This is a genomic window from Streptomyces sp. NPDC088553 (assembly GCF_044752965.1).
GTDB lineage: Bacteria > Actinomycetota > Actinomycetes > Streptomycetales > Streptomycetaceae > Streptomyces.
Map to the genome: position 1 here is coordinate 79,035 of NZ_JBIVMG010000009.1, position 25,318 is coordinate 104,352.

At 72.8% G+C, this 25,318-nt stretch carries 26 protein-coding genes and 2 pseudogenes; 13 read left to right on the forward strand and 15 right to left on the reverse strand.

Annotated features, from left to right (window positions below; all coding sequences use genetic code 11):
• Positions 1-36 precede the first annotated feature (36 nt).
• Positions 37-585 carry an FHA domain-containing protein gene (locus ACIP8Z_RS28825; RefSeq protein WP_402088499.1) on the reverse strand — a complete coding sequence of 183 codons (549 nt, stop codon included), beginning with the start codon at positions 583-585 and terminating at the stop codon, positions 37-39.
• A 258-nt stretch (positions 586-843) separates the two neighbouring features.
• Between ACIP8Z_RS28825 and ACIP8Z_RS28830 the strand changes: the two genes are divergently transcribed.
• Both ACIP8Z_RS28830 and treZ read left to right on the forward strand, forming a co-directional pair.
• Positions 844-1,761, forward strand: coding sequence for a GNAT family N-acetyltransferase (locus ACIP8Z_RS28830; RefSeq protein WP_402088887.1), 918 nt, complete (start codon positions 844-846; stop codon positions 1,759-1,761).
• Between the two features lie 61 nt (positions 1,762-1,822).
• The gene (gene treZ / locus ACIP8Z_RS28835; RefSeq protein ID WP_402088502.1) at positions 1,823-3,574 is read left to right on the forward strand and encodes a malto-oligosyltrehalose trehalohydrolase; all 1,752 of its coding nucleotides are present in this window, start codon (positions 1,823-1,825) and stop codon (positions 3,572-3,574) included.
• A gap of 18 nt (positions 3,575-3,592) precedes the next feature.
• Here the strand turns inward: treZ and ACIP8Z_RS28840 are convergent, their stop codons facing one another.
• From ACIP8Z_RS28840 to ACIP8Z_RS28855, 4 genes are all read right to left on the reverse strand, one after another.
• Positions 3,593-4,756, reverse strand: a complete 1,164-nt coding sequence (locus ACIP8Z_RS28840) for an aminopeptidase P family protein (RefSeq protein ID WP_402088505.1) — start codon at positions 4,754-4,756, stop codon at positions 3,593-3,595.
• Between the two features lie 74 nt (positions 4,757-4,830).
• Positions 4,831-5,790, reverse strand: a complete 960-nt coding sequence (locus tag ACIP8Z_RS28845) for a hypothetical protein (RefSeq protein WP_402088508.1) — start codon at positions 5,788-5,790, stop codon at positions 4,831-4,833.
• A gap of 49 nt (positions 5,791-5,839) precedes the next feature.
• Entirely contained in the window at positions 5,840-6,721 is an 882-nt protein-coding gene (locus ACIP8Z_RS28850) for a LysR family transcriptional regulator (protein ID WP_402088511.1), read from the reverse strand.
• Between the two features lie 20 nt (positions 6,722-6,741).
• Positions 6,742-7,275, reverse strand: a complete 534-nt coding sequence (locus tag ACIP8Z_RS28855; RefSeq protein ID WP_319321982.1) for a tetratricopeptide repeat protein — start codon at positions 7,273-7,275, stop codon at positions 6,742-6,744.
• A 96-nt stretch (positions 7,276-7,371) separates the two neighbouring features.
• On the opposite strand from ACIP8Z_RS28855, the gene ACIP8Z_RS28860 reads away from it, so the two are divergent.
• A complete protein-coding gene (locus ACIP8Z_RS28860; protein ID WP_402088514.1) occupies positions 7,372-8,103 on the forward strand; it encodes a hypothetical protein in 732 nt (243 codons plus the stop codon).
• A 26-nt stretch (positions 8,104-8,129) separates the two neighbouring features.
• On the opposite strand, the gene ACIP8Z_RS28865 is transcribed toward ACIP8Z_RS28860, so the two are convergent.
• Positions 8,130-8,780 (reverse strand): nucleoside/nucleotide kinase family protein, encoded by a 651-nt coding sequence (locus ACIP8Z_RS28865; protein WP_402088517.1) that lies wholly within the window; start codon positions 8,778-8,780, stop codon positions 8,130-8,132.
• A 207-nt stretch (positions 8,781-8,987) separates the two neighbouring features.
• On the opposite strand from ACIP8Z_RS28865, the gene ACIP8Z_RS28870 reads away from it, so the two are divergent.
• A complete protein-coding gene (locus tag ACIP8Z_RS28870; RefSeq protein ID WP_402088520.1) occupies positions 8,988-9,404 on the forward strand; it encodes a VOC family protein in 417 nt (138 codons plus the stop codon).
• 6 nt (positions 9,405-9,410) lie between these two features.
• Here ACIP8Z_RS28870 and ACIP8Z_RS28875 read toward each other — a convergent pair whose 3' ends face one another.
• Positions 9,411-9,752: a hypothetical protein gene (locus ACIP8Z_RS28875; RefSeq protein ID WP_402088523.1), complete on the reverse strand. Its 342-nt coding sequence runs from the start codon at positions 9,750-9,752 to the stop codon at positions 9,411-9,413.
• Entirely contained in the window at positions 9,749-10,267 is a 519-nt protein-coding gene (locus ACIP8Z_RS28880) for a DUF6232 family protein (RefSeq protein WP_402088889.1), read from the reverse strand. Before ACIP8Z_RS28880 ends, ACIP8Z_RS28875 begins: the two co-directional genes overlap by 4 nt.
• A gap of 627 nt (positions 10,268-10,894) precedes the next feature.
• Here ACIP8Z_RS28880 and fusA point away from each other — a divergent pair.
• Positions 10,895-12,919, forward strand: coding sequence for an elongation factor G (gene fusA, locus ACIP8Z_RS28885; protein WP_402088526.1), 2,025 nt, complete (start codon positions 10,895-10,897; stop codon positions 12,917-12,919).
• Positions 12,920-12,965: 46 nt separating this feature from the next.
• On the opposite strand, the gene ACIP8Z_RS28890 is transcribed toward fusA, so the two are convergent.
• Complete coding sequence (locus ACIP8Z_RS28890; protein WP_402088529.1) at positions 12,966-13,463, reverse strand: DUF3592 domain-containing protein; 498 nt, start codon at positions 13,461-13,463, stop codon at positions 12,966-12,968.
• Positions 13,464-13,543: 80 nt separating this feature from the next.
• Positions 13,544-13,795, reverse strand: a pseudogene (locus ACIP8Z_RS28895) (ATP-binding protein); the annotation flags it as partial.
• 154 nt (positions 13,796-13,949) lie between these two features.
• On the opposite strand from ACIP8Z_RS28895, the pseudogene ACIP8Z_RS28900 reads away from it, so the two are divergent.
• The 3 genes and pseudogenes from ACIP8Z_RS28900 to ACIP8Z_RS28910 all read left to right on the forward strand — a co-directional run bounded on the left by ACIP8Z_RS28900 (position 13,950) and on the right by ACIP8Z_RS28910 (position 15,817).
• A pseudogene (locus ACIP8Z_RS28900) lies at positions 13,950-14,711 on the forward strand (Scr1 family TA system antitoxin-like transcriptional regulator).
• Positions 14,708-14,947, forward strand: coding sequence for a DUF397 domain-containing protein (locus tag ACIP8Z_RS28905; protein ID WP_402088532.1), 240 nt, complete (start codon positions 14,708-14,710; stop codon positions 14,945-14,947). Before ACIP8Z_RS28900 ends, ACIP8Z_RS28905 begins: the two are co-directional and overlap by 4 nt.
• 84 nt (positions 14,948-15,031) lie before the next feature.
• Positions 15,032-15,817, forward strand: a complete 786-nt coding sequence (locus ACIP8Z_RS28910) for an SDR family NAD(P)-dependent oxidoreductase (RefSeq protein ID WP_402088535.1) — start codon at positions 15,032-15,034, stop codon at positions 15,815-15,817.
• Positions 15,818-15,954: 137 nt separating this feature from the next.
• Here ACIP8Z_RS28910 and msrB read toward each other — a convergent pair whose 3' ends face one another.
• The 4 genes from msrB to ACIP8Z_RS28930 form a co-directional block, all read right to left on the reverse strand.
• Complete coding sequence (msrB, locus tag ACIP8Z_RS28915) at positions 15,955-16,362, reverse strand: peptide-methionine (R)-S-oxide reductase MsrB (protein WP_319322016.1); 408 nt, start codon at positions 16,360-16,362, stop codon at positions 15,955-15,957.
• 16 nt (positions 16,363-16,378) lie between these two features.
• A complete protein-coding gene (gene murC / locus ACIP8Z_RS28920; protein WP_402088538.1) occupies positions 16,379-17,770 on the reverse strand; it encodes a UDP-N-acetylmuramate--L-alanine ligase in 1,392 nt (463 codons plus the stop codon).
• 163 nt (positions 17,771-17,933) lie between these two features.
• Positions 17,934-18,416 (reverse strand): indole-3-glycerol phosphate synthase, encoded by a 483-nt coding sequence (locus ACIP8Z_RS28925; protein ID WP_402088541.1) that lies wholly within the window; start codon positions 18,414-18,416, stop codon positions 17,934-17,936.
• A 106-nt stretch (positions 18,417-18,522) separates the two neighbouring features.
• Positions 18,523-19,308 carry a pyrimidine reductase family protein gene (locus ACIP8Z_RS28930; RefSeq protein ID WP_402088544.1) on the reverse strand — a complete coding sequence of 262 codons (786 nt, stop codon included), beginning with the start codon at positions 19,306-19,308 and terminating at the stop codon, positions 18,523-18,525.
• Between the two features lie 36 nt (positions 19,309-19,344).
• On the opposite strand from ACIP8Z_RS28930, the gene zapE reads away from it, so the two are divergent.
• The 4 genes from zapE to ACIP8Z_RS28950 all read left to right on the forward strand — a co-directional run bounded on the left by zapE (position 19,345) and on the right by ACIP8Z_RS28950 (position 23,459).
• Positions 19,345-20,430 (forward strand): cell division protein ZapE, encoded by a 1,086-nt coding sequence (zapE, locus tag ACIP8Z_RS28935; RefSeq protein ID WP_402088547.1) that lies wholly within the window; start codon positions 19,345-19,347, stop codon positions 20,428-20,430.
• A gap of 34 nt (positions 20,431-20,464) precedes the next feature.
• Positions 20,465-20,896, forward strand: a complete 432-nt coding sequence (locus ACIP8Z_RS28940; protein WP_319322032.1) for an OsmC family protein — start codon at positions 20,465-20,467, stop codon at positions 20,894-20,896.
• Between the two features lie 135 nt (positions 20,897-21,031).
• Positions 21,032-22,405 carry an alkaline phosphatase PhoX gene (locus tag ACIP8Z_RS28945; protein ID WP_402088550.1) on the forward strand — a complete coding sequence of 458 codons (1,374 nt, stop codon included), beginning with the start codon at positions 21,032-21,034 and terminating at the stop codon, positions 22,403-22,405.
• 223 nt (positions 22,406-22,628) lie between these two features.
• A complete protein-coding gene (locus ACIP8Z_RS28950; protein ID WP_402088892.1) occupies positions 22,629-23,459 on the forward strand; it encodes a PPK2 family polyphosphate kinase in 831 nt (276 codons plus the stop codon).
• Here ACIP8Z_RS28950 and ACIP8Z_RS28955 read toward each other — a convergent pair.
• Positions 23,445-24,977 (reverse strand): helix-turn-helix domain-containing protein, encoded by a 1,533-nt coding sequence (locus ACIP8Z_RS28955; protein WP_402088553.1) that lies wholly within the window; start codon positions 24,975-24,977, stop codon positions 23,445-23,447. The two genes, ACIP8Z_RS28950 and ACIP8Z_RS28955, sit on opposite strands and share 15 nt — an antisense overlap.
• A 121-nt stretch (positions 24,978-25,098) precedes the next feature.
• On the opposite strand from ACIP8Z_RS28955, the gene ACIP8Z_RS28960 reads away from it, so the two are divergent.
• The gene (locus ACIP8Z_RS28960; protein ID WP_402088556.1) at positions 25,099-25,314 is read left to right on the forward strand and encodes a hypothetical protein; all 216 of its coding nucleotides are present in this window, start codon (positions 25,099-25,101) and stop codon (positions 25,312-25,314) included.
• Positions 25,315-25,318: the final 4 nt, after the last annotated feature.

Here is a 25,318-nt window from a genome sequence, read left to right on the forward strand (position 1 = left end):
GCGTAGAAGGTCGCGCCGCTGGGCTCCGGACGGGGCCTACCCGTGCGACAGCCGGAACGACATCTGGCCGAAGCCGACGACGTCGCCCGACCGTACGACCACCGCTCCGGTGACCCGGCGGCCGTTGACCGTCGTGCCGTTCGTCGAGCCGAGGTCGCGGAGGATCCACATGCCGCTCTGCATCGACAGTTCTGCGTGCAGCCGGGAGGCCGTCTCGTGGCTGAGGCGGAGGCCGTTGACCGGGTCGCGGCCGATGCGCAGGGGGTGCGGGCCGGGCAGGGGCAGCAGGAGTTTCGGCAGGCGCTCCGCGGACCAGGCGCGTCCCAGCTTGACCGTGAACGCGGACATCCGCTCGACCGCGCCCATCACCCGGCGGGTCCAGGTGCCCTCGGTCCTCAGGTCGGCGGTGAGCAGGGCGAGTTCGTCGGGGCGCCGGGCCTGGAGCGCGCGCTCCATCCGGTAGACGAACGTGTCGTGCGAGAGGCGGCCCTGAGCGGCGCCCTCACGGAGCAGCACCAGCGCGCGGTCCCGCTCGGCGTCGGTCAGCCGAGGGGTGTTCGCCGGAAGCTCGAAAGGGGTCGTCACATCTGTGATTGTCCGTCCGTCGGGGCCGCAGTGTCCAGAAGGGCCTCCCGGCGGGGAAACCCCGTACCCCGTCGTCGGTGATCGCTGTTACGGTCTGCCGTCTCCACAGCACGGATCCCCAGGGGGAAACACGACGTGACCACGTCTTCTTCAAGCACCGCCAGCACCACCAGCACCGTCGGAAAGACCAGCACCGCCAGCACCACCGGCGCGCACGATCTCGTCATCCGTCCGCTCGCCGGGCCCGAGGAACTCGACCTGTTCCTCCGCCTCACCTACTCGCTCGACCACGAGCTCGCCGACGACCTCGCCACCGGCCGCCGCGTCCCCGAGTGGATGTGGGTCGCCCTCGACGGCGACCGGCTCCTCGGCCGGCTCTCCTGGTGGACGAACGCGGCCGGCGGCGCCCCGCAGGCGCTCGACTTCTTCGACCTCGCCCCGGAGCTCTCGGAGGCGGAGCGCGCCGAGATCGGCCTGCGGCTCCTGGAGACCGCCACGGCCGCCGTGATCCCGGCGGGCACGCGGCGCCCGGAGTTCGGCCGCTTCATGCCGGCGGACTGGCGTGAGGTGCCGGAGACCCGGTCGCTCCTGGAGTCCGTCTTCGGCGCCCTGGTGGCCACGGGGGCCCGTCCGCTCGTCGAGCGGCTGCGCCTGGAGTGGCGGCCCGGCACTCCCGTGCCGGAGCCGAAGGGACGTCTGGAGTTCCGCCCGGTGCGGGACCGCGAGGACCTCGTCGCGCTGATGACGCCCGTCATGGAGGGCACGCTCGACGCGCACGGGCAGGCCGATCTCGCCTCCGGCCTGTCGGCCCGCGAGGCCGCGGAGCTGCACTACGACGAGGAGTTCGCGCACTACTCCTCGCCGCGGGAGTGGTGGCGGGTTGCCCAGCTGCCGGAGACGGGCGAGCCGGTCGGCTTCGTCGTCCCCGCGCGGAACAACTACCACCACACGATCGCGTACATCGGCGTCCTGCCCGCGCACCGCGGCCACGGCCACATCGACGCCATCCTGGCGGAGGGCACGCGCGTCCTGGCCGCCGCCGACGTCCCCCGGATCCGGGCGGCGACGGACCTGGGCAACGTACCGATGGCGGCGGCGTTCGCCCGTGCGGGCTACATCACCTTCGAGCGGGCCATCAACTACGTGTGGGACACACCGGGCGTGGCGGGTTCCTGACTGCCAGGATGGTCGCGGTAGTCAGTCGTGGAGCGGCTGGTCCGTCGACGAGGGGATTTCCGTGCTCTTCGAGGTGTGGGCGCCGAACGCCCGTGACGGGGTGACGCTGGAGCTGAACGGCTCCGCGCATCCCCTGGAGCGGGACGCGGAGCGCGACGGCTGGTGGACGGGGGTCGTACCCGCGGAGGACGGCGACCGGTACGGCTTCTCGCTCGACGGAGGGCACCTGCTGCCCGACCCGCGCTCCCGCCGCCAGCCCGACGGGCCCGACGGGCTGAGCGCGGTCGTCGACCACTCCGCGTACGCCTGGCGGAACGAGTCCCCGCGGCTGCGGCTCCGCGGCGGCGTCCTGTACGAGCTGCACCTCGGCACCTTCACCCCGGAGGGGACCCTGGACGCGGCGGCGGCGCGCCTCGGGGAGCTCGCGGGCCTCGGCGTCACCCATGTGGAGCTGATGCCGCTGTGTCCGTTCCCCGGGGTGCGGGGCTGGGGGTACGACGGGGTGGCGCCGTGGGCGGTGCACGAGCCGTACGGCGGCCCCGCGGCGCTGAAGCGGTTCGTGGACGCGGCGCACGGGCTCGGCATGGGCGTGGTCCTGGACGTGGTGCACAACCACCTGGGACCCGACGGCAACCATCTCCCGTTCTTCGGCCCGTACTTCACGGAGACCCACCACACGCCGTGGGGCGCGGCGGTGAACCTGGACGCGCCGGGCTCGGACGAGGTCCGGGCGTACTTCCGGGGCAGCGCGCTCGCCTGGCTGCGGGACTACCGGATCGACGGCCTGCGGCTCGACGCCGTGCACGCGCTCGCCGACACCCGGGCGCTGACCTTCCTGGAGGAGCTGTCGGCGGCCGTCGACGAGCTGGCGAAGGAGCAGGGCCGCCCGCACTTCCTGATCGCCGAGTCGGATCTCGCCGACCCGCGCACGACCACCCCGCGCGCGCTCGGCGGCATCGGGATCCACGCCCAGTGGAACGACGACTTCCACCACTCCCTGCACACCGCCCTGACCGGCGAATCCCAGGGCTACTACGCGGACTTCGCGCGCGCCCCGATGGCCGCGCTCGCGAAGACGCTCACCCACGTCTTCTTCCACGACGGCACGTACTCGGCGTTCCGGGGCCGGCGTCACGGGCGTCCGGTGGACCGCGAGCGCACCCCCGCCCACCGCTTCCTCGGGTACGCGCAGACCCACGACCAGATCGGCAACCGGGCCCTGGGCGACCGTCTCTCGGCCTCCCTCTCCCCCGGTCTGCTGGCCTGCGCGGCGACCCTCGTCCTCACCGGCCCCTCGGTGCCGATGCTCTTCATGGGCGAGGAGTGGGGGGCGACCACGCCCTGGCAGTACTTCACCGACCACACCGACCCGGAGCTCGCGGAGGCCGTCCGGCGGGGCAGGCGGCGGGAGTTCGCGGAGCACGGCTGGGACGAGAACGAGGTCCCCGACCCTCAGGAGGCCGCCACCCGTGACCGTTCGGTCCTCGACCGGGCCGAGCGGGAGCGGGACCCGCACAAGCGGCTGCTCGCCTGGTACCGCCAGCTCATCGCGCTGCGCCGCACCCTGCCCGACCTGACGGATCCGGACCTGGCGGGCGTGAAGGTGGCCTTCGACGAGGAGGCCCGCTGGCTGGTCTTCCGGCGCGGGGTCCTGCGGGTGGCGGTCAACCTGGGCGGGGAGCCGGCGGCGATCCCGCTCGGCTCCAACGGCCGCGACCAGGTCCTGGCGTCGTGGGAGCCGGTCGAGACCCCGGCGGTGGACGGGGTCCTGCGGCTCCCCGGCGAGTCGGCGGTCGTCCTGACGGACGGCTGAGCCGCCCCCTGGACGCGACTACTCCACGATCGCCATCTCGTGCGGGGTGTTGTTGAAGCGGCGCCCCGCACCGTCCTCCGTCGCCGTCACGATGTCCTCGATGCGGACGCCGAAGCGGCCCGGCAGATAGACGCCGGGCTCGATGGAGAAGCACATGCCCGGCACGATCGGGAGCTCCTCGCCCTCGATCATGTAGGGCGGTTCGTGGGTGGTGACGCCGATGCCGTGGCCGGTGCGGTGGATGAAGTACTCGCCGTACCCGGCGTCCGTGATGACCTTGCGGGCCGCCCGGTCGACCTCCTGGCAGGCGACCCCGGGCCGTACCGCCTCGAAGCCGGCCTGCTGGGCCTCCCGTACGAGGTCGTGGACGCGCCGCTCCTCGTCGGTGGGTTCGCCGACGTGGACGGTACGGGTGGTGTCGGAGCCGTACCCGTGCTTGAGGCCGCCGAAGTCGAGGACGACCATGTCGCCGCGCTCGATGACCCGGTCACCGGCCTCGTGGTGCGGGTTGGCGCCGTTGGGACCCGAGCCGACGACGGTGAAGTCCACCTGCGAGTGCCCGAAGCGCAGCAGCAGCGCGGCCAGGTCGGCGGCGACGTCGGTCTCCCTGCGGCCGGCGAACCGGACCTCCAGGATCTCGCCGTACGCCCGGTCGGCGGCGGCCCCGGCGGCCGCGATCCGGGCCAGCTCGTGGGCGTCCTTGACGCCGCGGAGCATCGGCAGGGCCTCGGTGAGGGAGACGTAGGAGGTCCCGGGGAGGGCCTTCTGGAGGCCGAGGAGGTGCATGGCCCAGGCGTTGTCGCTGACGCCGAACCTGCCGTCGACGTCGAGGAGCGGCGCGGTGACGGCGTAGGGGTCCTTGCCGTCGGTCCAGTCCCGGAGGGTGAGCGCGGCGGCTCCGGCGGCCTTCTCGGCGTCGGGGGCCTCCAGGGTCGGGACGACGAGGACCGGTTCCTGTCCGGGGGCGATGACGAGGGCGGTGAGCCGCTCGGTGATCGCGGTGGGCTGGTAGCCGGTGAGGTAGACGAGGTCGGGGCCCGGGGCGACGATCACGCCCGCGAGTCCGGCGTCGGCGGCGGACTCGGCGGCGCGTGCCATCCGGGCCCGGTAGTCGTCCGCGGTGAACGGGACGGGGGTCTCGCCGTGCTCCTCGGCCGCTTCGGGGGCGGGGGTGCTCGACATGGGGTCTCCTTCTCGGCTCCGCTGCGTCCTGGACGTACAGCATCCTGCCGGGCGACGCCCGGGGCCGCGACCGCTCAGCGGAGGTCCGGGCCCTGGGCGATGAGCCGCTCCAGGAGTTCCTGGAAGTCGTCGCCGACGACGATCCGCAGGTCCCCCCGTTCCTCGTCGTGCTCGCTGAGCTGGGTGAGGGTGCCGCCGCGCCACCAGAAGACGTACGGGCTGATGGCGCCCGGTGTGTCCTCGTACCCGGAGGCGGCGAAGGAGGCCATCGCGCCGAGGGCCGGGATGATCGAGGTGTCGCGGATGGGGTGGAAGGCGAGCTGGTGCCGGAACGGCATCGCGACCAGGGCGCCGTGCTCGCCGAGCGGCAGCCCGGTGACCCGCCGGGCCACGCCCTCCAGGTCGAGGACGCGGCTCGCGGTGTAGAAGGAGTCGCCGAGGATGAGCTCGAAGCACATGCCGTCGGCGTCGCGGACGGTCTCGTGCTCCTCGACGGGCAGCCCGCGCAGATTGCGCAGGGCCCGGTCGCGCAGCTGGGCGTGGTCGCCGAGCCGTTCGAGCGCGTCGTCGGTGAGCATCATGACGCTCTCGGGCAGGTCGAGGGCGAGGATCTCGTACAGGCCGGGGGCGACGGTCCGCGCGTACCCGAAGGCGGCGGCGTCGATGCCGTCCCCGCTGACGACCCGGGGGTACAGCTGGGAGCGGATCTGCTCGGGCGGCAGGGTGTCGAGCGCGGACGGGCCGTCCATGGCGCGGACGACCAGACCGATGTGGCGGTCGATCATGCCGGGCCAGACGCGGGGGCCGCGCCGGTCCTGGTGGCAGACGGCGGCGAGGTTGCCGAGGCCGAAGCGGCGGCCCTTGTCGTCGACGACATGGTCGGCGTAGACGCTGACCTCCAGGCCGAGCTCGGCGAAGGTCTCCCGGACGCGGCCGCGGAACAGCGCGGCCTCACGCTGTGAGAAGTACGCGAACTCGGGGTCCCTCGGTGCGTCGTCGCCGTCCCGCCTGGGTCCTCGTCGCAGCCACCCCACGCCCGCCCGCCTTCCGTCGCCGTTGCGCACAGGGTAGCGACTGCCGGTGTCAGCTCTGGAGCCGTCGGGTGAACTCGGCCACCGGGCCGGTGGGTTCGGCCCGCGAGCCGGCCGGGAGGAGGAGTTCGGTGCGGTGGACGAGCCGCGGTGCGACCAGGGGGACGGCGACGGCGCCGGAGACGTCCGCCGCGACCGGCGCGGGCAGCAGGGCGAGGCCGTGCCCGGCGGCGGCCAGCGCGGCGAGGGTGCGGGTGTCGGTGCCCTCGTAGCGCAGGGCGGTACGGAAGCCCCGCCCGGCCGGCCCGCCGTGGGCGCCCCGCAGCCCGTCGAGGGGGAGGCCGGCGGCGGGCGCGTCGAGCCAGCGGGCGTCGACCAGGTCGTCGAGGCGGAGCCCGGGGCGTCCGGCGAGAGGATGGGCCGCGGGCAGGACGACGGCGAGCGGTTCCTCGGCGACGCCGGTCGCGGCGAGCGGGGCGACGTCGGGCAGCCGCAGCGGGTCGCTGGGGGCGGCGATGCCGTCGACGAGCCCGGCGTCGGCCTCGCCGGTGGCGACGGCGGCGGGCACCGCCTCTCGGGGCAGGGCCCGCAGGGTGACTCCGGTGGCGGGCAGCGCGGCGAGGGTACGGGCGTGCAGGGCGAGCGGGGAGGCGGCGACGCTCAGGGTGGCGCGGGGCGCGGCCGCGAACCGGTCGAGGTCGGCGCGGGCCGCGTCGAGCCGGAGCAGCAGCGCACCGGCGTGTTCGAGGAGCCGCTCCCCGGCCGGGGTCGGGGCGACCGGCCGGCGGGTGAGCAGCGGCAGCGCGAGGTCGGCCTCCAGGGCGGCGATGTGCTGGGAGACGGCGGACTGGGTGTAGCCGAGTTCGCGGGCGGCCTCGGAGAAGGAGGCGAGCCGGGCGACGGTGACGTACGTACGGAGGAGGTGCGGGTCCATGGGGATACGCGCCGGGCCCGTCAGGATCCGTCGGGGGCGGTGAGGAGGGCCTGCGCGTAGTGGGCGAGGGAGCGGTTGTAGCGGGGCAGCAGGGGTGCGAGGGCGCCGAGGGCGAGGGCGGCGGCCTCGCGGTCGCGGCCGGTGTCGGCGAGGGCGAGGGCGAGGAAGGCGTCGACGGCGCCGGACAGCGCGGTCTCGTCGGCGTCGAGCTCGGCGGCGGGGATCGCGCGCTCGGCGGTGAGGAGTTCGACGCTGCGGTCGGGGCGGCCGAGGTTGCGCAGGCTGCTGGCGAGCTGGATGACGGCCCGCCGTCGGCGGAGTCCGGTGAGGCCCTGGTCGAGGGCCCGCCGGTAGAGGCGCACGGCCTCCTCCGGCTCTCCGGTGGAGTCGTGGGCGGCGCCGCGCTCGAAGAGGGCGGCCGGGTCGTCCTCGGGGCGCTCGGCGGCGAGGGCGGCGACTCGGGCGCGGAAGTCGGCGGGCTCGTACGTGTCGAGCCGCTCCCAGAGGGCGGCGACGCGGTGCTCCCAGTGGGCGTGTTCCTGATCGGTGGTCATACGGCCACCCTATCCAGCCCGGTATAAGCGTTCGTGATGGACAGTGCAGTGATCATCGTTGGACGTGAACGGGCGGCGGCGCCAAGGATGGTCCCCATGAACAGCACGCACACCCTCCCCCACACCCCTCGGATCGCCCTGGTCGGCGACCGCTCCCCGCACGTCCGCTCCCACGTCCGTATCCCGGTCCTCCTCGACGCCCTCGCCGAGCGCGACGGCCTCGCCCTCGACGCGTACTGGATCCCGACCGGGGACGCGGAGACACCCGGCGCGGTGAAGGACTTCGACGCGGTGTGGGTGCTCCCGGGCAGCCCGTACGCGAGCGAGGCGGGGACGCTGGCCGCGATCCGCACGGCCCGCGAGGACGGCATCCCGTTCCTCGGCACCTGCGGCGGCTTCCAGCACGCGCTCCTGGAGTACGCGCGGGACGTCTGCGGCCTGACGAGCGCGGCGCACGCGGAGAACGACCCGTCGGCGGACGTCGGCGACCTGCTGATCGCGCCCCTCGCCTGCTCGCTGGTGGGCCACGAGGGAGTCGTACGGATCACCCCCGGCTCGCTCGCCGAGCAGGCCATCGGCGCGGAGCGGACCACCGAGCACTACCACTGCAACTACGGCCCCGACGGTCGCCATCTGGACACCCTGCGGGCGCATGGCATGCGGTTCACGGGCACGGACGAGGAGGGCGGCATCCGCATCGCCGAACTCCCCTCGCACCCCTTCTTCCTGGCGACCCTCTTCCAGCCGGAACTGGCCGGCGACGGCACCCGCCCGCACCCGCTGATCCGGGCGCTCGCGGCGGCGGCGGCGCGGCACGCGGCGGGCTGACCGGCGGGACCGCCCCTGGGCCCGCTTCAGGCCATCGGCACCACGAGGTGGGCGCGGTCGCGGCCGGGGGCGACCAGGCGGGCGTTCGCCTCGTCCGAGTCCTGGACCCAGCGTTCGGCGCGGGCCCGGTCCTTGCCGAAGCGGACATGGCGCTCGACGAGGCGGGGGACGCGGCGCCGGGCGTCCAGGTCGAGGTACCAGGCCTCGTCGAGGAGCGGCAGGACACCGGCCCAGGCGCCCTCGTCGTGCAGCAGGTAGTTGCCCTCGGTGACGACCAGCGGGATCTCGGGGCCGACGGGTATCGCCCCGGCGATCGGCTCCTCCAGGCCGCGGTCGAAGGCGGGGGCGTAGACCGTGGTGCCGGGGGCGGGGGCGCGCAGCCGGGCGAGGAGCGCGAGGTACCCGGCGGCGTCGAAGGTGTCGGGCGCGCCCTTCCTGCCGGATCGGCCGAGGCGTTCCAGTTCGGCCTGGGCGAGATGGAAGCCGTCCATGGGGACGAGGACGGCGAGCCCGTCGAGGCGGGCGACGAGCCGGGCGGCGAGGGTGGACTTCCCGGCGCCGGGCGCGCCGGCGAGCCCGAGGATGCGGCGGGGCGGGCGGCCGTCCCCGGGGCGCTCGGCGAGGGCCCGCGCCCGAGCGGCGAGGCGGTCGAACTGCTGCGCGTCCATGCGGGGCATTCTCGCACCGGGTGCGGGCGCGGCCCAGTGTGCGCCCGCCGCGGCTTCCCTCCCCCGGCCCCCGCCCCGACCCTCGCCCCCGCCCCGACCCTCGCCCGGCCCTCTCCGGACCCTCGTCCGGACCCTCCCCACGGCAAGGGTCGCGCCCGGGTCGACACGGGTTGACGCGGGTAGATTCCTGCCGCTTCCACGTATTACGTTGGGGTAATGCCGTCCATCGCACTTGTGACCCTTGTCGTCCGTGACTACGACGAGGCCATCGCCTTCTACACCGACGCCCTCGGCTTCGACCTGGTCGAGGACACCGACCGGGGCGGCGGCAACCGGTGGGTCGTCGTCCGCCCGCGCGGCGCGGCCGGGGTCGGCGGCCTCGGGAACGCGGGCCTGCTCCTGGCCCGCGCCAAGAACGACGCCGAGGAGGCCTCCGTCGGCAACCAGACGGGCGGCCGGGTCGGCTTCTTCCTCCACACCGAGGACTTCGCCCGCGACCACGCGCGGATGTCGGAGGCGGGCGTCAAGTTCCTGGAGGAGCCGCGGCACGAGCCCTACGGCTCGGTCGCCGTCTTCGAAGACCTGTACGGCAACCGCTGGGACCTCCTCCAGCCGGCGGACCCGGCCGCGTAGGGGGCCCTACCCCAGCAGGGCGATCAGCTGACCCACCGCGTCCACGACGGGCTGGCCCACGGTGCCGACGGCGGCGGCGATCTGTGCGACCGACGCCAGGACGAGGCCGCGCTGCCGCAGGGCGGCGCGGTCGGGGGTGAGTTCGGGCAGCGCCTCGTCGACGGTCCGCGCCTGCTCCGGGGTGAGGTGGGGCCGCAGGCCCTGGAGGAGGCGGGTGAGTTCGTCGACGGCGGCGCGGAGGCGGTCGTCCGGGGCGCCGCCGACGGTTCCGTAGTTGATGCCGACGTTGCCCTGGCCGTCGTTCATGTTGACCACGGGGCCGTAGTTGTTCGTCGTGTCGCCGCTCACAGGTTGATCCCCCTGTTGTTCCGGCCGCCGTTCATGTTGACGACCGGACCGTAGTTGTTCGTGTTGCTGTTGATCTGCTGCACGACCGTGCTGAACTCGGCGGCCGGGTTGTCGATCGCGCGGGCGATCCGTCCGGCGATGTCCCGCAGTTCGTCCACGCTCGGCAGGGTCACGGCCACGGTGGAACCGCTGGACATCTCGATGTCCAGCACCGGCTTCGGCTTCTCGAACAGCTCCCTGAGGAGGTAGACGGCCAGCACGATCAGGACGATGATCATGACCGGGTTGTTGGCCTCGGCACCGGCCCTGCGGCCGCTCCCCGCATCGACCACGGCGTAGACCACCACGGCCACGGCGAACCACTTGAGGAAGCGCAGGACGGCCGCACCCCGGTCGGGTTGTTTCTTGTAGGCCTCGACGCGGGTGATGTTGTGCAGCGGGAAGGCCGCCGCACCCACCCACAGCATCCGGCGGCTGACCCGGAGGCGCAGGACGCGACCACCACGAAGATCCAGTGGCGGCGAGTCCGGCGGCTCCGGGGGACCGGACGGCGGACCCGGGGGACCGGGCGGCGGTCCCGGCGGCGGCGCGGGCGGCGGACCCGGGGGACCGGACGGCGGACCCGGCGGCAGCGCGGGCGGCGGACCCGGCGGCGGACCTCCTGTGCTTCCTGTGACATCCATACGTCCCCCGTGTTCTCGTCACTCCCACCCGCACCGTGCGGGAGCACCATTAAGCGCCGGGGTCGCGTCGCGAGGCAGACGAGATACGGCCAATTCGCCTTCTCTGGCCGGTAGTTGGCTACCACAGCAAGGGGCGACGCACACCGGCCACCGCCCCCGGGTCCCGGAAATCCGCTGTCGCCTCTCCGCTCCCCCTCCCTACACTCACGTCTCGCGGCGCATCGACCGATGTGCCGCCAGGCGTCCGACCGAGGGGAGACGACCGTGCGTTGCCGTAACGCCGCCGCCGTGTCGTCCGCCCGTGCCCGGTACGACGTGATCCTCGCCTCTCGCTCCGGCCGGTGGCGGCTGCGCGCCCGCCATCGCCGACCCGTGACGTTCCCGCCGTCCCTCTGACGGCCCGCGTACGGGAATCGCGCTGCCCTGTCTTCATCCAGCAGCAGCGAAAGGCACGACACCGTGCGTACCCACCTCATCGACCGCGTCCGCAACCTCGGCATCCTCGCCCACGTCGACGCCGGCAAGACCACCGTCACCGAGCGGTTCCTGTACCTCACGGGCGCCACCCACAAGCGCGGCGAGGTCCACGACGGCACCACCGTCACCGACTTCGACCCGCAGGAGCGCGACCGCGGCATCACGATCTTCGCCGCGGCCGTCAGCTGCGACTGGGCCGGACACCGGATCAACCTCATCGACACCCCGGGGCACGTCGACTTCTCCGACGAGGTCGAGCGCTCGCTGCGCGTCCTCGACGGTGCCGTCGCCGTCTTCGACGCCGTCGCGGGCGTCGAGCCGCAGAGCGAGACCGTGTGGCGGCAGGCCGACCGGCACGGCGTCCCGCGCATCGCGTTCGTCAACAAGCTGGACCGCGCGGGCGCGGAGCTCGACACCGCCGTGGAGTCGATCCGTACCCGTCTCGGCACCGTCCCGCTGCCCGTCCAGCTGCCCATCGGGCGCGAGGACGGCTTCACCGGCGTCGTGGACCTGGTCGGGATGCGGGCGTACGTGTGGGCCGACGGCGCCGACACGTACACCGACGAACCGATCCCCGACGAGCTCGGGGACGAGGCCCGGCACCGCAGGCGAGGCCTTGAGGAGACCGTGGCGGAGCTGCATCCGGGCGCCCTTGAGGAGTTCTGCGGCGAGGGCACGCTCTCGGCGGAGACCCTCACGGGCGCGCTCCGCGACCTCACCCTCACCGGCGAGGCCGTGGTCGTGCTCTGCGGCTCGGCGTACCGCAACCGGGGTGTCGAGCCGCTGCTCGACGCCGTCGTCGCGTACCTCCCGGCGCCGTCGGACATGCCGCCGGTCCGCGGCGAGGTGCCGGCGGACCCGGAGGCGCCGTTCACCGCGCTCGCGTTCAAGGTGAGCGCGACGGCCACCGGCCGGATGACGTACGTCCGCGTCTACGCGGGCACGATCGGAAAGGGGGACACCGTGCTCGACGCCGTCAGCGGCCGCACCGAGCGGATCGCCCGCATCCTGCGGGTCCAGGCCGACCGCGCGACCGAGGTCGACGTGGCGCGCGCCGGGGACATCGTCGCCGTCGTGGGCCCGAAGGGCGCCCGCGCCGGGTCGACCCTGTGCGCCCAGGACGCTCCGATCGTCCTCGAATCGCCGACGACCGCCGACCCGGTGGTCTCGGTCGCGGTCGAGGCGCGCCGGAGCACGGACACCGGCCGCCTGGCGACGGCCCTCGCCCGGCTCTCCGAGGAGGACCCGTCGCTCGTCGTGCGGTCCGACCCGGAGACCGGCCAGACCGTCCTGTCGGGTCTGGGCGAACTACACCTGGAGGTCGCGGTGGAGAAGCTGCGCCGCGACCGGGGCCTTGAGGTCACGGTCGGCCGTCCGCAGGTCGCGTACCGGGAGACGGTGGCGAAGGGCGTCACCGGGCTGCTCCACCGTCATGTCAAACAGGACGGCGGCGCGGGCCAGTTCGCCCATGTCGTCATCGACGTCGCACCGCTCGCGGACACCGAGGACGCGGAGTTCGCGTTCACGTCGACGGTCACGGGCGGCCGGGTCCCGCAGGAGTACGTCCGCGCGGTCGAGGCCGGCTGCCGGGACGCCCTCGTCGAGGGTCCCCTCGGCGGCCACCCGGTGACGGGCGTCCGGGTCACGCTCACGGACGGCGCCACGCATCCGAAGGACTCCTCGGAGATGGCGTTCCGCACGGCGGGCCGGTTCGCGCTGCGCGAGGCGCTCCGCGCGAGTGTGATGACGCTCCTGGAGCCGGTGACCGACGTGACGGTCACCGTCCCCGCGGAGTCCGTCGGCTCGGTCCTCGGCGACCTCGCGGCCCGCCGCGGCCGGGTCACGGACCAGACGACCCGCTCCGGTACGGCGGTGGTGGAGGCGACGGTGCCGCTGGCCGAACTCTTCGGCTACGCGTCCCGCCTGCGCGGCCGCACCCAGGGCCGGGGCACCTTCACGACCCGCCCGGCGGGTTACGCCCCCGCGCCCCGGGGCCGGGCCGACTGAGTGAGGGGTGTCCGGTCCGTGGCGACCCCACGGACCGGACACCCGCTCAGGCTCCGCTCCTCGGCCGGCCCTCGGGAACGGCGCGCCGCTGCCGCGCCAGGTGGACCGCCGACCATACGAACACCAGCAGGAAGAGCACGGCACCGGCGCCGAACATGACGGTGGCCACGGCCGGACCACCGCCACCGACATCGTCCTGAGAGGCGACCACCTGCGGATCGTCCTCCCGGTACCGGACGGTCAGCCGTTCACCGGCCACGTTCTCCCCGTGACCGCTCCCCACCGGAAGGTTCGCCACCACGGTCCGCCCCTCGGCCTCGAACCTGACCTCGCATCCCCCCAGGAAGCATCCCGAGCCGGCCGCGACCAGCGTGGCCTCGGCCTGCCGACCGTCCTGGAGGGAGCGCAGGTGCTGGGCCGCCGGATGCATCACGAGGCCCGACAGGGCCGCCAGCAGCAGTGTGAGCACCAGCGCGAACACGACCGCCACCCGTGGCCCCAGAACTGCCTTGCCCTCGTTCGTCTCGGCGCCCAAGTCGTCCACCCCCTTTGTCGGTTCCTCCCGATCAAGGTACGTCAGGAGCCGAGGTCGAGCTCGGCCCGTACGGTCTTCCGCAGCCGCAGCCCGGGCGCGTACGAGAGGGTCAGCTCGAAGTCCCGCCCGGGGACACGGCCATGGGTGACGGCGTTGGCGGCGAGCTCGGCGACGAGGAGCGCGGCGGCGTCGGAGGATTCGGAGCCGTACGGGATGTTCCAGCGGTCGAGCTGGTGGAGCGAGAGACGACGGGCGAGGCGCGCGCCGCGTGGGGTGGAGCTGAAGCGCTGGGTGAACACACGTACGGTGACGGCGGCTTCGCGGGTCATGGGGGAGGTCATGGGGCCAATGTGGCGCCGCGGGGGGCGGGTTGCCAGGTCAGAAACCCGTACGCTCCGACAGCGTACGGGTTCACGCTCTGGACGGTACCGGTGACTACCCGTGAGCATGGGTGCGTTCAACGCGAGCGCACGGGTGCGGGAGGCGGCCGGGGTGATGGATGAGGTTCCGGACGAGGTCAACGGCGGCAGCGAACCGGAGGCGTCGGACAGCCTGACGGCCTTCGGGGAGGTGGTCAACCTTCCGGAGGCGGGCGGGGCTGACGCAGGAGCGCTTCGCGCCGATGGTGGGGTACTCGGTACCGACGGTCGCCTCGATCGAACAGGGCCGGCGTTTACCGCCGATGGCCTTCGTGAACCGGTCGGAGGAGGTGCTCGACGCGTTCGGGGCGATCAGGGGCGCGGCCAAGCATGTGGCGCGGAAGCCGGGGCTTGCGAAGTGGTTCCGGCAGTGGGCGAAGCTGGAGCTGCAGGCAGCGACGCTCTACACGTACGAGAACCGGCTGGTGCCGGGGCTGCTGCAGACGCCGGCTTATGCGAAGACGCTGTTCGAGAAGCAGGTCCCGGCCTTGGGGGACGAGGAGATCGAGTCGAAGCTCGTCGCACGCGTGGAGCGGAAGAAGCTGCTGACGGACCACCCCCACACGATCTACAGCTTCATCGCGCACGACGCAACATCGATCTCCAGATCATGCCGCAGGCAAGGGGACATCACGCAGGTCTCGACGGTCCGGTGCAGCTCCTGGAGACTGCGGAAAACAAGTGGTACGCCTACTGCGAGGGCCGGCGCGCCGCCCACCTCATCCCCGACCCCAAAGAGGTCGGCATCCTCCAGAAGCGGTATGCCAGGATGCGGGCACAGGGTCTGTCCTTCGAGGAGTCCGTGAGCCTGTTGCGGGAGATGCGAGGAGCAACATGAGCACCACAGACCTGGTCTGGTTCAAGAGCAGCTACAGCGGTGGCGACGGCGACAACTGCGTCGAAGTCGCCCTCGCCTGGCACAAGTCCAGCTATAGCAGCGGCGGCGACGGCGACTGCGTCGAGATCGCCACCTGCCCCTCCACCATTCACGTCCGCGACTCCAAGAACCCCGCCGGCCCCCAGCTCGCCCTCTCCCCTGCCACCTGGACGGAGTTCCTCGCCGAACTGGGCTGAGCCGCGTCTGACAGGATGCGTGTACCGGCCCTCCACCGCACGCGGGGCGGCCGGTGGACGCACGACGCGAGGAGCACGTACCAGATGAGCACAACGCCCGGCGGTTACCTCTCCGGCCTCTTCTCCCTGGACGGCCGCACCGCCCTCGTCACAGGCGGCAGTTCCGGCATCGGGCGCGCCATCGCCGGAGCCCTGGCCCGCGCCGGGGCGAGCGTGGTCGTGATGGCCCGCAAGGAGGCGGAGCTCGTCGCGACCGTCGACGAACTGACCGCCGACGGCTGCCGGGCCGCCTGGGTGAGCGCCGACCTGAGCACCCGCGAGGGGATCAAGGCCGGGGCCGAGCAGGCCGCGGCGGTCTTCGGCGAGCCGGACATCCTCGTGAACTCGGCGGGCATCAACCTGCGTCCGCCGTTCGGCGACCTCTCCGACGAGGTCTGGGACACCACGATGACGGTGAACCTGGAGGCCCCCTTCCTCCTCGGCCGGCGTTTCGGGCCCGGCATGGCCGAGCGCGGCTTCGGGCGGATCATCCACATCACGTCCCAGCAGGCGCACCGCGCGTTCGTGCAGAGCGGTGCGTACGGGGTGTCCAAGGGCGCCGTGGAGTCCCTGGCCCGTTCGCAGGCGGAGGCCTGGTCCCCGTACGGCGTCACCGCGAACACCCTGGTCCCGGGCTTCGTGATGACCCCGCTCAACGAGCGGCTCTCCTCCGACCCGGAGAAGGTGGCCGCGCTGGCGGCGCGCACGATGGTCGGCCGCAACGGTCTCGCCGAGGACTTCGCGGGCGCGGCGGTCTTCCTGGCGAGCGCGTCCTCCGCGTACGTGACGGGCCAGTCCCTGTTCGTGGACGGCGGCTTCTCCGTCCACTGAGCGGCGTGACGGGGCACAGGGAGCTCCTGACGGGCGTGGGCGGTGATGGACTCCCCCCGACCCGTCCGCCGTCTCCGGCGGAACAGCACGACGGCGGCAAGGGAAGCGTCCCTTGCCGCCGTCGCCTTCCCGACAGCTCAGCTCTCGCCGGGCTCCAGCCGCAGCGAGATCGAGTTGATGCAGTACCGCTGGTCGGTCGGGGTGGGGTAGCCCTCACCCTCGAAGACATGGCCCAGGTGGGAGCCGCAGCGGGAGCAGCGGACCTCGGTGCGGACCATGCCGTGCGAGCGGTCCTCGATCAGCTCGACGGCGGAGCTGTCCTTCGGGTCGAAGAAGGACGGCCAGCCGCAGTGCGACTCGAACTTCTCGTTCGACGTGAACAGCTCCGCGCCACAGGCCCGGCAGGAGTACACGCCCTTGGTGGTGGTGTCCGTGTACTCACCCCGGAACGCGGGCTCGGTGCCCGCCTGGCGCAGCACCTGGTACTCCGCCGGGGTCAGCTCCGCACGCCACTGCTCGTCCGGCTTCTCGACGTCGTACGCCATGAGCTCGCTCCCTCTGCTACTTCGACAGGTGGTCCAGGATCAGCGGGCCGAGGTCCGTGACGTCGCCCGCGCCCATGGTGAGAACGAGATCACCGGGTCCGGCCATTCCCGCCACGACCTGCGGCACCGTCGCCTTGTCGTGGACGGGCGTCACGTCGGCGCCGGCCTGGCGCGCGGCGGCGATGATCAGCTCGCTGGTGATGCCCGGGATCGGGTCCTCGCGGGCCGGGTAGATGTCGAGGACGACGGACGCGTCGGCGAGGGCCAGCGCGTCGCCCATCTCCTTGCCCAGCTCCTGGGTGCGGGAGAAGAGGTGAGGCTGGAAGACCACCAGGAGGCGGGAGGCTCCGGCGGCGCCGCGCATGGCCTCCAGGTCGGCGGTCATCTCGGTGGGGTGGTGCGCGTACGAGTCGATGACCTGGACGCCCTTCGCCTCGCCCTTGAGCTGGAGGCGGCGGCCGACGCCGGTGTAGGCGGTGAGGGCCTGGGCGAGCTCGGCCGGGTCGATGCCGACGCGGGCGCCGGCGGCGAGGGCCGCGGCGGCGTTGTGCGCGTAGTGGCGGCCGGGCACGGAGACGGTGAAGGTGTGCTCGGCGCCGTCGAGGGCGACCGTCACCTCGCTCTTCATCCCGTTCGGGACGATCTTCAGGATGCGGGCGTCGGAGTCCTCGGTCTCGCCGACCGTGACGATGTTCAGACCGTCGCGGTCCGCGACGCGGCGGGCCAGCTCGCGGGCGCCCGCGTGCTCGCCGACGACCAGGGTGCCGCCGGGGCGGATCTTGGCCGTGAAGGCCTCGAAGGACTCGTAGATCTCGTCCATGGAGGCGTAGTTCGCGTGGTGGTCCAGCTCGACGTTGAGGACGATCGCGACCTCGGGGTCGTACTTCTGGAAGCTGCGGTCGCTCTCGTCGGCCTCGGCGACGAAGACCTCGCCGTCGCCGTGCAGCGCGTTGGTGCCGGGACCCGCGAGGTCGCCGCCGATGGCGTACGAGGGGTCGAGGCCGAGCTCGGTGAGCGCGACGGCCAGCATGGAGGTGGTGGTCGTCTTGCCGTGCGTACCGGCGACGGCGATCGCGCGCAGGCCGTCCATGAGGGAGGCGAGCGCGTCGGAGCGGTGGACGACGGGGATGCCGAGCTCGGCGGCGCGGGCCAGCTCGGGGTTGTCGGCGCGGATGGCGCTGGAGACGACGACGGCGGAGGCGTCGTCGGCGAGGTGCTCGGCGGCGTGCCCGATGTGCACGGTGGCGCCGAGGGCGCGCAGCGACTGGGCGGTCGCGGAGTCCTTGGCGTCACTGCCGGCGACCTTGGCGCCGCGCTGGGCGAGGATCTTCGCGATGCCCGACATTCCGGCACCGCCGATGCCGATGAAGTGCGGCCGTTCCATGGCGGCAGGGATGGCGGGTGCCATGCGGATCTCTCCCCGGGGTGCGTCGTGCGTGGAAGACCCCAGCCTAGTGGCTCCGGCCGGGTGGGCCCGGCGGGCGGCGGCGGGGCCGGTACGAGGCGGGCCGGCCGTTCCCGGCCCGTGTCCGCGCCCCCTGCACGGGGCGCGGACCGGGACGGCCGTACGGCTACTCGGCCGCTTCCTCGCTGTGGGCGAAGAGCTTGAGGACGGGTACCCCTACCTTGTGGCGGGCCCGGGAGGCCCAGTCACGGTGGAAGAACTCCTCCACGTAGTGCGGGGCGGTCAGCACGATCACCTCGTCCGCCTCCGACTCCTCGACCACCGCCTTCATCTTGGTGAGCGGGTGGTCCTCGACGACCTGGCCGACCGCTTCGCAGCCGGCGTCTCTCAGCGCCTGGAGCGAGTGCTCCAGGGCCAGCTCGGCGGGGCGCCTGGCCTCCTTGCCCTCCGGTTCGTCGCCCTCGCGGGCGGCTTCCTTCAGTTCGCCCATGGCTACGTCGTCGATGGCACGCAGCAGTACATCGGCCTGGTCACCACGCGGCTGCATCAGAACGATGAAGGACACGCCCTCGTCGCCGTGCAGGGTGGTGACGAATTCCACGTCGACGGACGTCAGGGGCTTCTCGATCATCAGAACGCTTGTGAACACCTCAGGAGCCCTTCTGCGGAAACCATCCTTCCCCGTGCCCGCACGGGGTCTGCGACAGTAAGTGTGCCCAGCGGACGGAAAGCGGAACGACAAATTCCGCCGATTGTCAGATCCGACCGTAGCGGGTGAAGAGGAAGCCGTCCTGCTCCAGCAGCGAAGCCACGGCGAAGCGTGTCGGGACGGCCACCGGAGGGCCTCCGGCGATCCGCTGGGCGCCACCCGCCGTCATCGTCGGCGAGACCGTCAGACACAGCTCGTCGAGTGCCTCCGCGGCCACGAACTGGCCGAGCAGCCGGGGCCCGCCCTCGGTCAGCTGCCGCCTGAGCCCGCGCTCCGCGAGCACCGCCTTCGCACGGGCCGGCTCCACCCCGGCACCGTCGCCCGCCACCAGCACCTCGGCGCCCGCCTCCCGCGCCGCCCGCACCCGCTCGACGGGCGCGGCGGCGCCCGTGAGGATCAGGGTCGGCACCAGCGGCCCGGTGAAGAGCGGAAGCGAGAAGTCCAGGCTCAGCGAGGCGCTGACCACGGCGATCACCGGGGCCGGTCCCTGACCGGCGGCGGCGCGGCGGGCCGCGAAGGCCTCACGCGCGCGTGCGGGGCGGTATCCCTCCAGACGTACCGTTTCCGCACCGACGACGACCACGTCGGCGAGGCCCCGCAGGGTGCCGAAGATCCGCATGTCGGCGTCGGAGGAGAGCGGCTGGGAGCGCCCGTCGTGCTGCCCCGCCCCGTCGAGCGAGGAGACCATGTTGGCCCGCAGCCAGGCGCCCTCCCCCTCGGGGAGCTCCGGGTACGCGTAGGCGTCGGCGAGCTCGTCGAGCGACCACTCCCGGTCGGCTCCCGCATCGGTCTCGTGGGCTGTCATGTCCGTCACAGGGAACAGGCGTCGCATCCTTCGAGTCTGACATGGCGCTTACAGTGGGGAACTGTGTCGACCCGTGCCCTCTCCGAAGCCGCATCCACCCCAGCGGCCCCGCTCTCGCTCTGCTCCCGAGAGCCCCACGTCCCCGCCGACCGACTCGTCGCGGAGATGGTGCCGCCACCGCGCTTCGACTCCGTACGGTTCGACACGTACCTCCCGGACCCGAACCAGCCCAGCCAGACGGACGCCGTCAAGGCGCTGAGCTCCTTCGCCGAGGGCCTGGGCGGAGCGCACGCCTCCGGCGCCGGGAAGCGCCGCTGGTTCGCCCGGAAGCCGGCCGCCCCCACCGGGCCGCGCGGGGTCTACCTGGACGGCGGGTACGGCGTCGGCAAGACCCACCTGCTCGCCTCGCTCTGGCACGCGACCCCCGCGGAGCCCGCGCTGAAGGCGTTCGGCACCTTCGTCGAGCTGACCAACCTGGTCGGCGCGCTGGGCTTCCAGCAGACCGTGAAGACCCTCAGCGAGCACCGTCTCCTCTGCATCGACGAGTTCGAGCTCGACGACCCGGGCGACACCGTCCTCGTCTCCAGCCTGCTCGGCAAGCTGGTCGAGTCGGGCGTGGCGCTCGCCGCCACCTCCAACACGCTCCCCGGCAAGCTCGGCGAGGGCCGCTTCGCCGCCGCCGACTTCCTGCGCGAGATCCAGGGCCTCTCGGCCCACTTCCGGCCGCTGCGGATCGACGGCGAGGACTACCGCCACCGCGGTCTGCCCGAGGCTCCGTCCCCGTACTCCGACCAGGTCGTCACGGAGACCGCGTACGCGACGCCGGGCGCCTCCCTCGACGACTTCCCGCACCTGCTCGAACACCTGGCCAGGGTTCACCCCAGCCGGTACGGCGCGCTCACCGACGACCTCACCGCGGTCTGCCTCACCGACGTGCAGCCCGTCCCGGACCAGTCGACGGCTCTGCGGCTCGTCGTCCTGGCCGACCGGCTGTACGACCGCGAGATACCCGTGCTCGCCTCCGGACTGCCCTTCGACCGGCTGTTCAGCGACGAGATGCTGAACGGCGGATACCGCAAGAAGTACTTCCGGGCGATCTCCCGGCTCACCGCGCTCGCCCGCGACGCCAAGGGGCTGGTCGCGCAGTAGGTTGGTGGCCGTACCCGATCGAAAGGGATCCACCATGGCCACCGTGCGTCACGCCCACACCGTCTGGCAGGGCGACCTCCTCAAGGGTTCCGGCGTCGTCACCCTCGACTCCTCCGGTCTCGGCTCGTACGACGTCTCCTGGCCGGCCCGCACCGAGGAGCCCAACGGGAAGACGAGCCCCGAGGAGCTCATCGCGGCCGCGCACTCCTCCTGCTTCTCCATGGCCTTCTCCAACGGCCTGGCCAAGGCGGGCAACCCGCCGACCCGCCTGGAGACCAAGGCCGACGTCACCTTCCAGCCGGGCGAGGGCATCACCGGCATCCACCTCACCGTGCGCGGCGAGGTCCCCGGCCTGGACGCGGACCAGTTCCAGGCGCTGGCCGAGGACGCGAAGAAGAACTGCCCGGTCAGCCAGGCGCTCACCGGCACGACGATCACCCTCACGGCCGAGCTCGCCGGTTCCTGACCCCCGGTCAGAACACACGCCACATGAGGCAGTTGTGGCCCGCATGGTTCACGTGTCACCACAGTGCGTGGTACACACATGCGGGTCACACGTCACATCGCACGCCTGTCCGCCAACAGGAAAGTGGGTTGCCTCATGTCCGCGACTCGACGTCAGATCCTGTCCCGCACCGGCGCCACCGCCGCCGGGATCGCCTTCACCGGCGCCCTCTCCGAACTCTTCGCCGGCAGCGCGAGCGCCGCGCCCGGCGGCCACACGGGACGGGCCGGCTACGGCCCCCTGGTCCCCGACCCCGCGGGCCTGCTCGACCTCCCGGCCGGCTTCCGCTACCAGGTCCTCTCCCGGCAGGGCGATCCGCTCCGCTCCGGCGAGGGTCTCGTCCCCAGCAATCCCGACGGCATGGGCGCCTTCGCCGGCCGTCGCGGCCGGGTGCACCTCGTCCGCAACCACGAGAACCGGGTCACCGGCAAGATCGGCGTCCCGACCGTCCCCGGCCTGACGTACGACCCGGCCGGCAAGGGCGGCTGTACGGCCCTGGAGCTCGACGGCCGGAACAACGTCCTCGGCGAGCGGGTCGCCATCGCCGGTACGGCCGTCAACTGCGCGGGCGGGCCCACCCCCTGGCGCACCTGGCTGACCTGCGAGGAGACCGAGGACAAGGCCGGGACGAACGGCTACACCAAGGACCACGGCTTCATCTTCGAGGTCGACGGAGCCGACCCGCACCGCACCGGAGCCGTCCCGCTCACCGCCATGGGCCGCTTCCAGCACGAGGCGATCGCGATCGACCCGACGAGCGGCATCGTCTACGAGACGGAGGACGCCTTCGATCGCCCCTTCGGCCTCTTCTACCGCTTCCTCCCCCACCGGCCGCTCGGCGGCACGGGCTCGCTGCGCGCGGGCGGCGCCCTGGAGGCCATGCGGGTCCCGGGCGTCGCCGACCTCTCCGTGATCCAGGAGGCCGGCACCCGCTTCGAGGGGATCGAGTGGGTCCCCGTCCCGGACCCGCAGGCGGCGGAGACCCCTATCAGATTCCAGGACTTCGGTCCCCGGGGCATCACGCACGCCCAGAAGCTGGAGGGCTGCTACTGGGGCGGCCGGGCCGTGTACTTCGTGTCCTCCTTCGCCCGCGTGAAGGACGGTTCCGGCGCGACGCACTTCGGCCAGGTCTGGAAGTACGAGCCGCACCGGCGCCGGCTCACCCTCGTCGTCGTCTTCGGACCGGACACCGACATCCAGCTCCCCGGCGAGTCACCGGACAACATCTGTCTGGCGCCGAGCGGGGGCCTGATGGTCTGCGAGGACGGCGAGGGGGCGCAGCACGTCTTCGGGGTGAGCGAGCGGGGCGAGGTGTACGCGCTCGCCCGGGGCGCGCAGAACATCGGCACGCCCGAGGCGCCGGAGTGGGGCGAGTTCGCGGGCGTCACGTTCTCCCCGGACCGGGGAACCATGTACGTCAACTGCTACACCCCGGGGACGACGTTCGCGGTGACCGGCCCCTGGTGCTGAGCTGAGGGTGGCGCCCGGTCGCGCGCACTCGCGGGCGGCCGGGTTCCGTCGCAGGATCGGGGAGGACGGACGGGCGGTGCGGCGGAAGGGGCACGAGGTGGCGAAGAAGGACGGGAAGACGGAAGGCCGGAAAGACAGCGGGAAGGACGGCGGGCAGGACGGCAGGAAGAAGGGCGGGAAGGACGCCGGGAGGAAGCACAAGCGCACCTCCGGGCCCACTCCCCTGCGGGAGCTGCTCCGCGTCCCCGAGGGCGAGCGCGTCGGCCTCGCCGCGTACGACGCCTCCGCGACCCCGGGCGGCCCCGCCGACAAGGCGGCCGGTCTCGCCGCCACCGCCGCCCTCGCGCCGCGCCTCGCGGACCTGCAGGAACGCCTGTATGCGGCGAGCACGGCCGGTGACCGCCGGCGGGTGCTCCTGGTCCTCCAGGGAATGGACACCAGCGGCAAGGGCGGCACGGTCAAGCACGTCATCGGCCTGTTCAACCCGTCCGGCTGCCGCATCCGTGCCTTCAAGGCCCCGACGCAGGAGGAGCGGAACCACCCGTTCCTCTGGCGGATCATGAAGGCTCTCCCCGAGCCGGGCGAGATCGGCATCTTCGACCGCTCGCACTACGAGGACGTCCTCATCGCCCGGGTGAGGGAGCTGGTCCCGCGCGGGCAGCTCGAACGCCGCTACGACCAGATCAACCGCTTCGAGAAGTCCCTCGCCGAGGACGGCGTGACGGTCGTCAAGGTCTTCCTGCACATCTCGTACGAGGAACAGCGCAGCCGCCTGCTGGAGCGTCTGGACAACCCGGAGAAGCACTGGAAGTTCAACGCGGGCGACATCGAGGAACGCGGCAAGTGGCCGGCGTACCAGGAGGCGTACGAGATCGCCCTGGAACGCTGCACGACGGACGAGGCCCCCTGGTACCTGGTCCCGGCGGACCGCAAGTGGTACCGGAACTGGGCGATCAGCACGCTCCTCCTCGAACACCTGGAGGCGCTGGACCCGAAGTACCCGCCGGGCGACTTCGACGTGGACGAGAGCCGGCGGCGGCTACTGGCCACGTGAGTGGCGGCGCCAGCCGCCGACGGCATCCCTCAGCGCCGTGGACGCGTGGAGGTCGAGCAGGCCCAGCCGCCCCTGCCGCGCCATCGTGGTGAAGAGCCGGTACAGGAGCGTCGAGTCGTGCAGGTGGTTGAGCCACACGGCGAAGGTGGTCATGAGCCTCGTGTCGTCCAGCCAGGTCACCAGATCGAACAGGGCCTCGATCTGCGCGTCCTCCAGCTCCTGGACGACGACGCCGAGCCGCACGTCGTCGGGTTCGGGCCCCTTGCCGTCCGGCAGGGCGGCGGCGAGCACGAGAGCCGCCACGTCGTGCCGGCCGGCCCCCACGAGGCCGATCGAGACCCTCAGCCCGAACCGGTCTCCCCGGCGCCTCCGGGCCAGGGTCTCCGCCACGCGCCGCAGCCGCGTCGGCGCCGAGGTGCCGGAGAGCGCGGCCGTGACGAGGTCGACGGCCTGCGCGTCGCTCCGCACGCGGGACACCACCTCGGCGAGGACCCGATCGCTCTCGGAGTCGGAGTGGGTCTCGGTCTTCCGCAGCCCCTGGAAGACGACGGCCGCGTTGCGAGAGGTGACCCGAGCGGCCACCGCGTTGGTCCACGACTCCTGTATCCGGGACCGCCCCTGCCACGACACCTCGGGGGCGAAGGCCAGCACGTCCTCCAGCGGCCTGAGCCGTGCGACGTCGGCGACGAACGTGACCGCGGGGGTGAGCCCCGCCGTCTCCTTCACCCAGTTCAGCAGCTCGGTCACCTCGTCCAGCGGCCGCGACCACGCCGCCTCCGTCAGGTCGCGGCTCGCCTCGGGGAAGTTCTCCTCCCCCCACAGCTCGGCCAGCTGGTCCTTGAACGCCGCCAGGGGCACGGCTCCGGTGGAGGAGCTCCGCCGCGACAGCTCCTCCTCCAGGCGCAGCACCTGGTCCCGCAGCTCCTCGCCGTGGCGTTCCGCCTCCGCTCGGAGGTGTTCGGCGTCCTCGAGGTCCTGCCGGAGCCGTGCGATCTCCCGCAGCAGGTCGTAGGTGGGGGCGGGGTCCGCGCGCTCGGCGCCCCAGTCCAGGCGGAGCCGCGTGAGGTCGTCGGCGAGGCGGCGGACCTCGCCCTCCTTCACCTCCAGGAGGGTCTGCAGCGCCTCGATGTTGCGCTCCGCGCGCCGGGTGTCCCGGCGTGAGCGGGCCAGTTCCCCCCGCAGGCTCTCCAGCTGGAACTCGTCCGGGTTGCAGACGCGCAGCGCCTCCAGGCGCCGGCTCCTGAGTGCCTCCTTCGCCTCCGCCCTGAGGGGCGCTCCGAGGTGCTCCTCGACCTCGCTCACCAGCCGGTCGACGAACTCCTGGGGCGCGAGCCGGCGGCCGCTCAGGTAGCGGGAGACGGCGGACTTGTCGAGGTGGACGCGGTGGGCGTACTGGGTCTGGGTGACGCCCAGGCGTCTGAAGAGCTCCGTCAACACGGTGCCGAGGGCAGCAACCTCGGCGACCCCGCCGCGCTCGATCTCCGACGAACTCCCCTGCGTACGGGCGACTTCGGTCATCGCACACCTCCCCCTGGGCGTTGCCGCGACACCGGCAACAGTTGCGGCTTTCGCAACGTACCGGACGGGTCCGACGGTGGGGGCTCGCTCATCCGAAACCCCACACGACCCAAGGAACCCGATGCGTACTCTTCGCTGGGGCCAGCGCGCCCTCATCGTTCTCGTGGCGACCCTTCCCCTGCTGCTCGTGACGCTCGCCTTCGTGCCCGCCCTGCTCGTCCTGCCCTTCCGGCGGGAGCGGGCCGCGCACGTCGGCGCGATGGTGCGTCAGCTCAGTGCGTGGACTCGGGTGCTGCTGCTGTCGAGTCGCGAGCGTGAGAACACTTTGATCAGTTAACTTC

Excerpts from the sequence above, each read along its gene's own strand:
- ACIP8Z_RS28840 (WP_402088505.1), bottom strand. The coding sequence starts at position 4,756 with ATGTCGAGCACCCCCGCCCCCGAAGCGGCCGAGGAGCACGGCGAGACC.
- ACIP8Z_RS28850 (WP_402088511.1), bottom strand. The coding sequence starts at position 6,721 with ATGGACCCGCACCTCCTCCGTACGTACGTCACCGTCGCCCGGCTCGCC.
- ACIP8Z_RS28855 (WP_319321982.1), bottom strand. The coding sequence starts at position 7,275 with ATGACCACCGATCAGGAACACGCCCACTGGGAGCACCGCGTCGCCGCC.
- ACIP8Z_RS28860 (WP_402088514.1), top strand. The coding sequence starts at position 7,372 with ATGAACAGCACGCACACCCTCCCCCACACCCCTCGGATCGCCCTGGTC.
- ACIP8Z_RS28865 (WP_402088517.1), bottom strand. The coding sequence starts at position 8,780 with ATGCCCCGCATGGACGCGCAGCAGTTCGACCGCCTCGCCGCTCGGGCG.
- ACIP8Z_RS28870 (WP_402088520.1), top strand. The coding sequence starts at position 8,988 with ATGCCGTCCATCGCACTTGTGACCCTTGTCGTCCGTGACTACGACGAG.
- ACIP8Z_RS28905 (WP_402088532.1), top strand. The coding sequence starts at position 14,708 with ATGAGCACCACAGACCTGGTCTGGTTCAAGAGCAGCTACAGCGGTGGC.
- ACIP8Z_RS28910 (WP_402088535.1), top strand. The coding sequence starts at position 15,032 with ATGAGCACAACGCCCGGCGGTTACCTCTCCGGCCTCTTCTCCCTGGAC.
- msrB (WP_319322016.1), bottom strand. The coding sequence starts at position 16,362 with ATGGCGTACGACGTCGAGAAGCCGGACGAGCAGTGGCGTGCGGAGCTG.
- murC (WP_402088538.1), bottom strand. The coding sequence starts at position 17,770 with ATGGCACCCGCCATCCCTGCCGCCATGGAACGGCCGCACTTCATCGGC.
- ACIP8Z_RS28930 (WP_402088544.1), bottom strand. The coding sequence starts at position 19,308 with ATGCGACGCCTGTTCCCTGTGACGGACATGACAGCCCACGAGACCGAT.
- ACIP8Z_RS28940 (WP_319322032.1), top strand. The coding sequence starts at position 20,465 with ATGGCCACCGTGCGTCACGCCCACACCGTCTGGCAGGGCGACCTCCTC.
- ACIP8Z_RS28945 (WP_402088550.1), top strand. The coding sequence starts at position 21,032 with ATGTCCGCGACTCGACGTCAGATCCTGTCCCGCACCGGCGCCACCGCC.
- ACIP8Z_RS28955 (WP_402088553.1), bottom strand. The coding sequence starts at position 24,977 with ATGACCGAAGTCGCCCGTACGCAGGGGAGTTCGTCGGAGATCGAGCGC.
- ACIP8Z_RS28960 (WP_402088556.1), top strand. The coding sequence starts at position 25,099 with ATGCGTACTCTTCGCTGGGGCCAGCGCGCCCTCATCGTTCTCGTGGCG.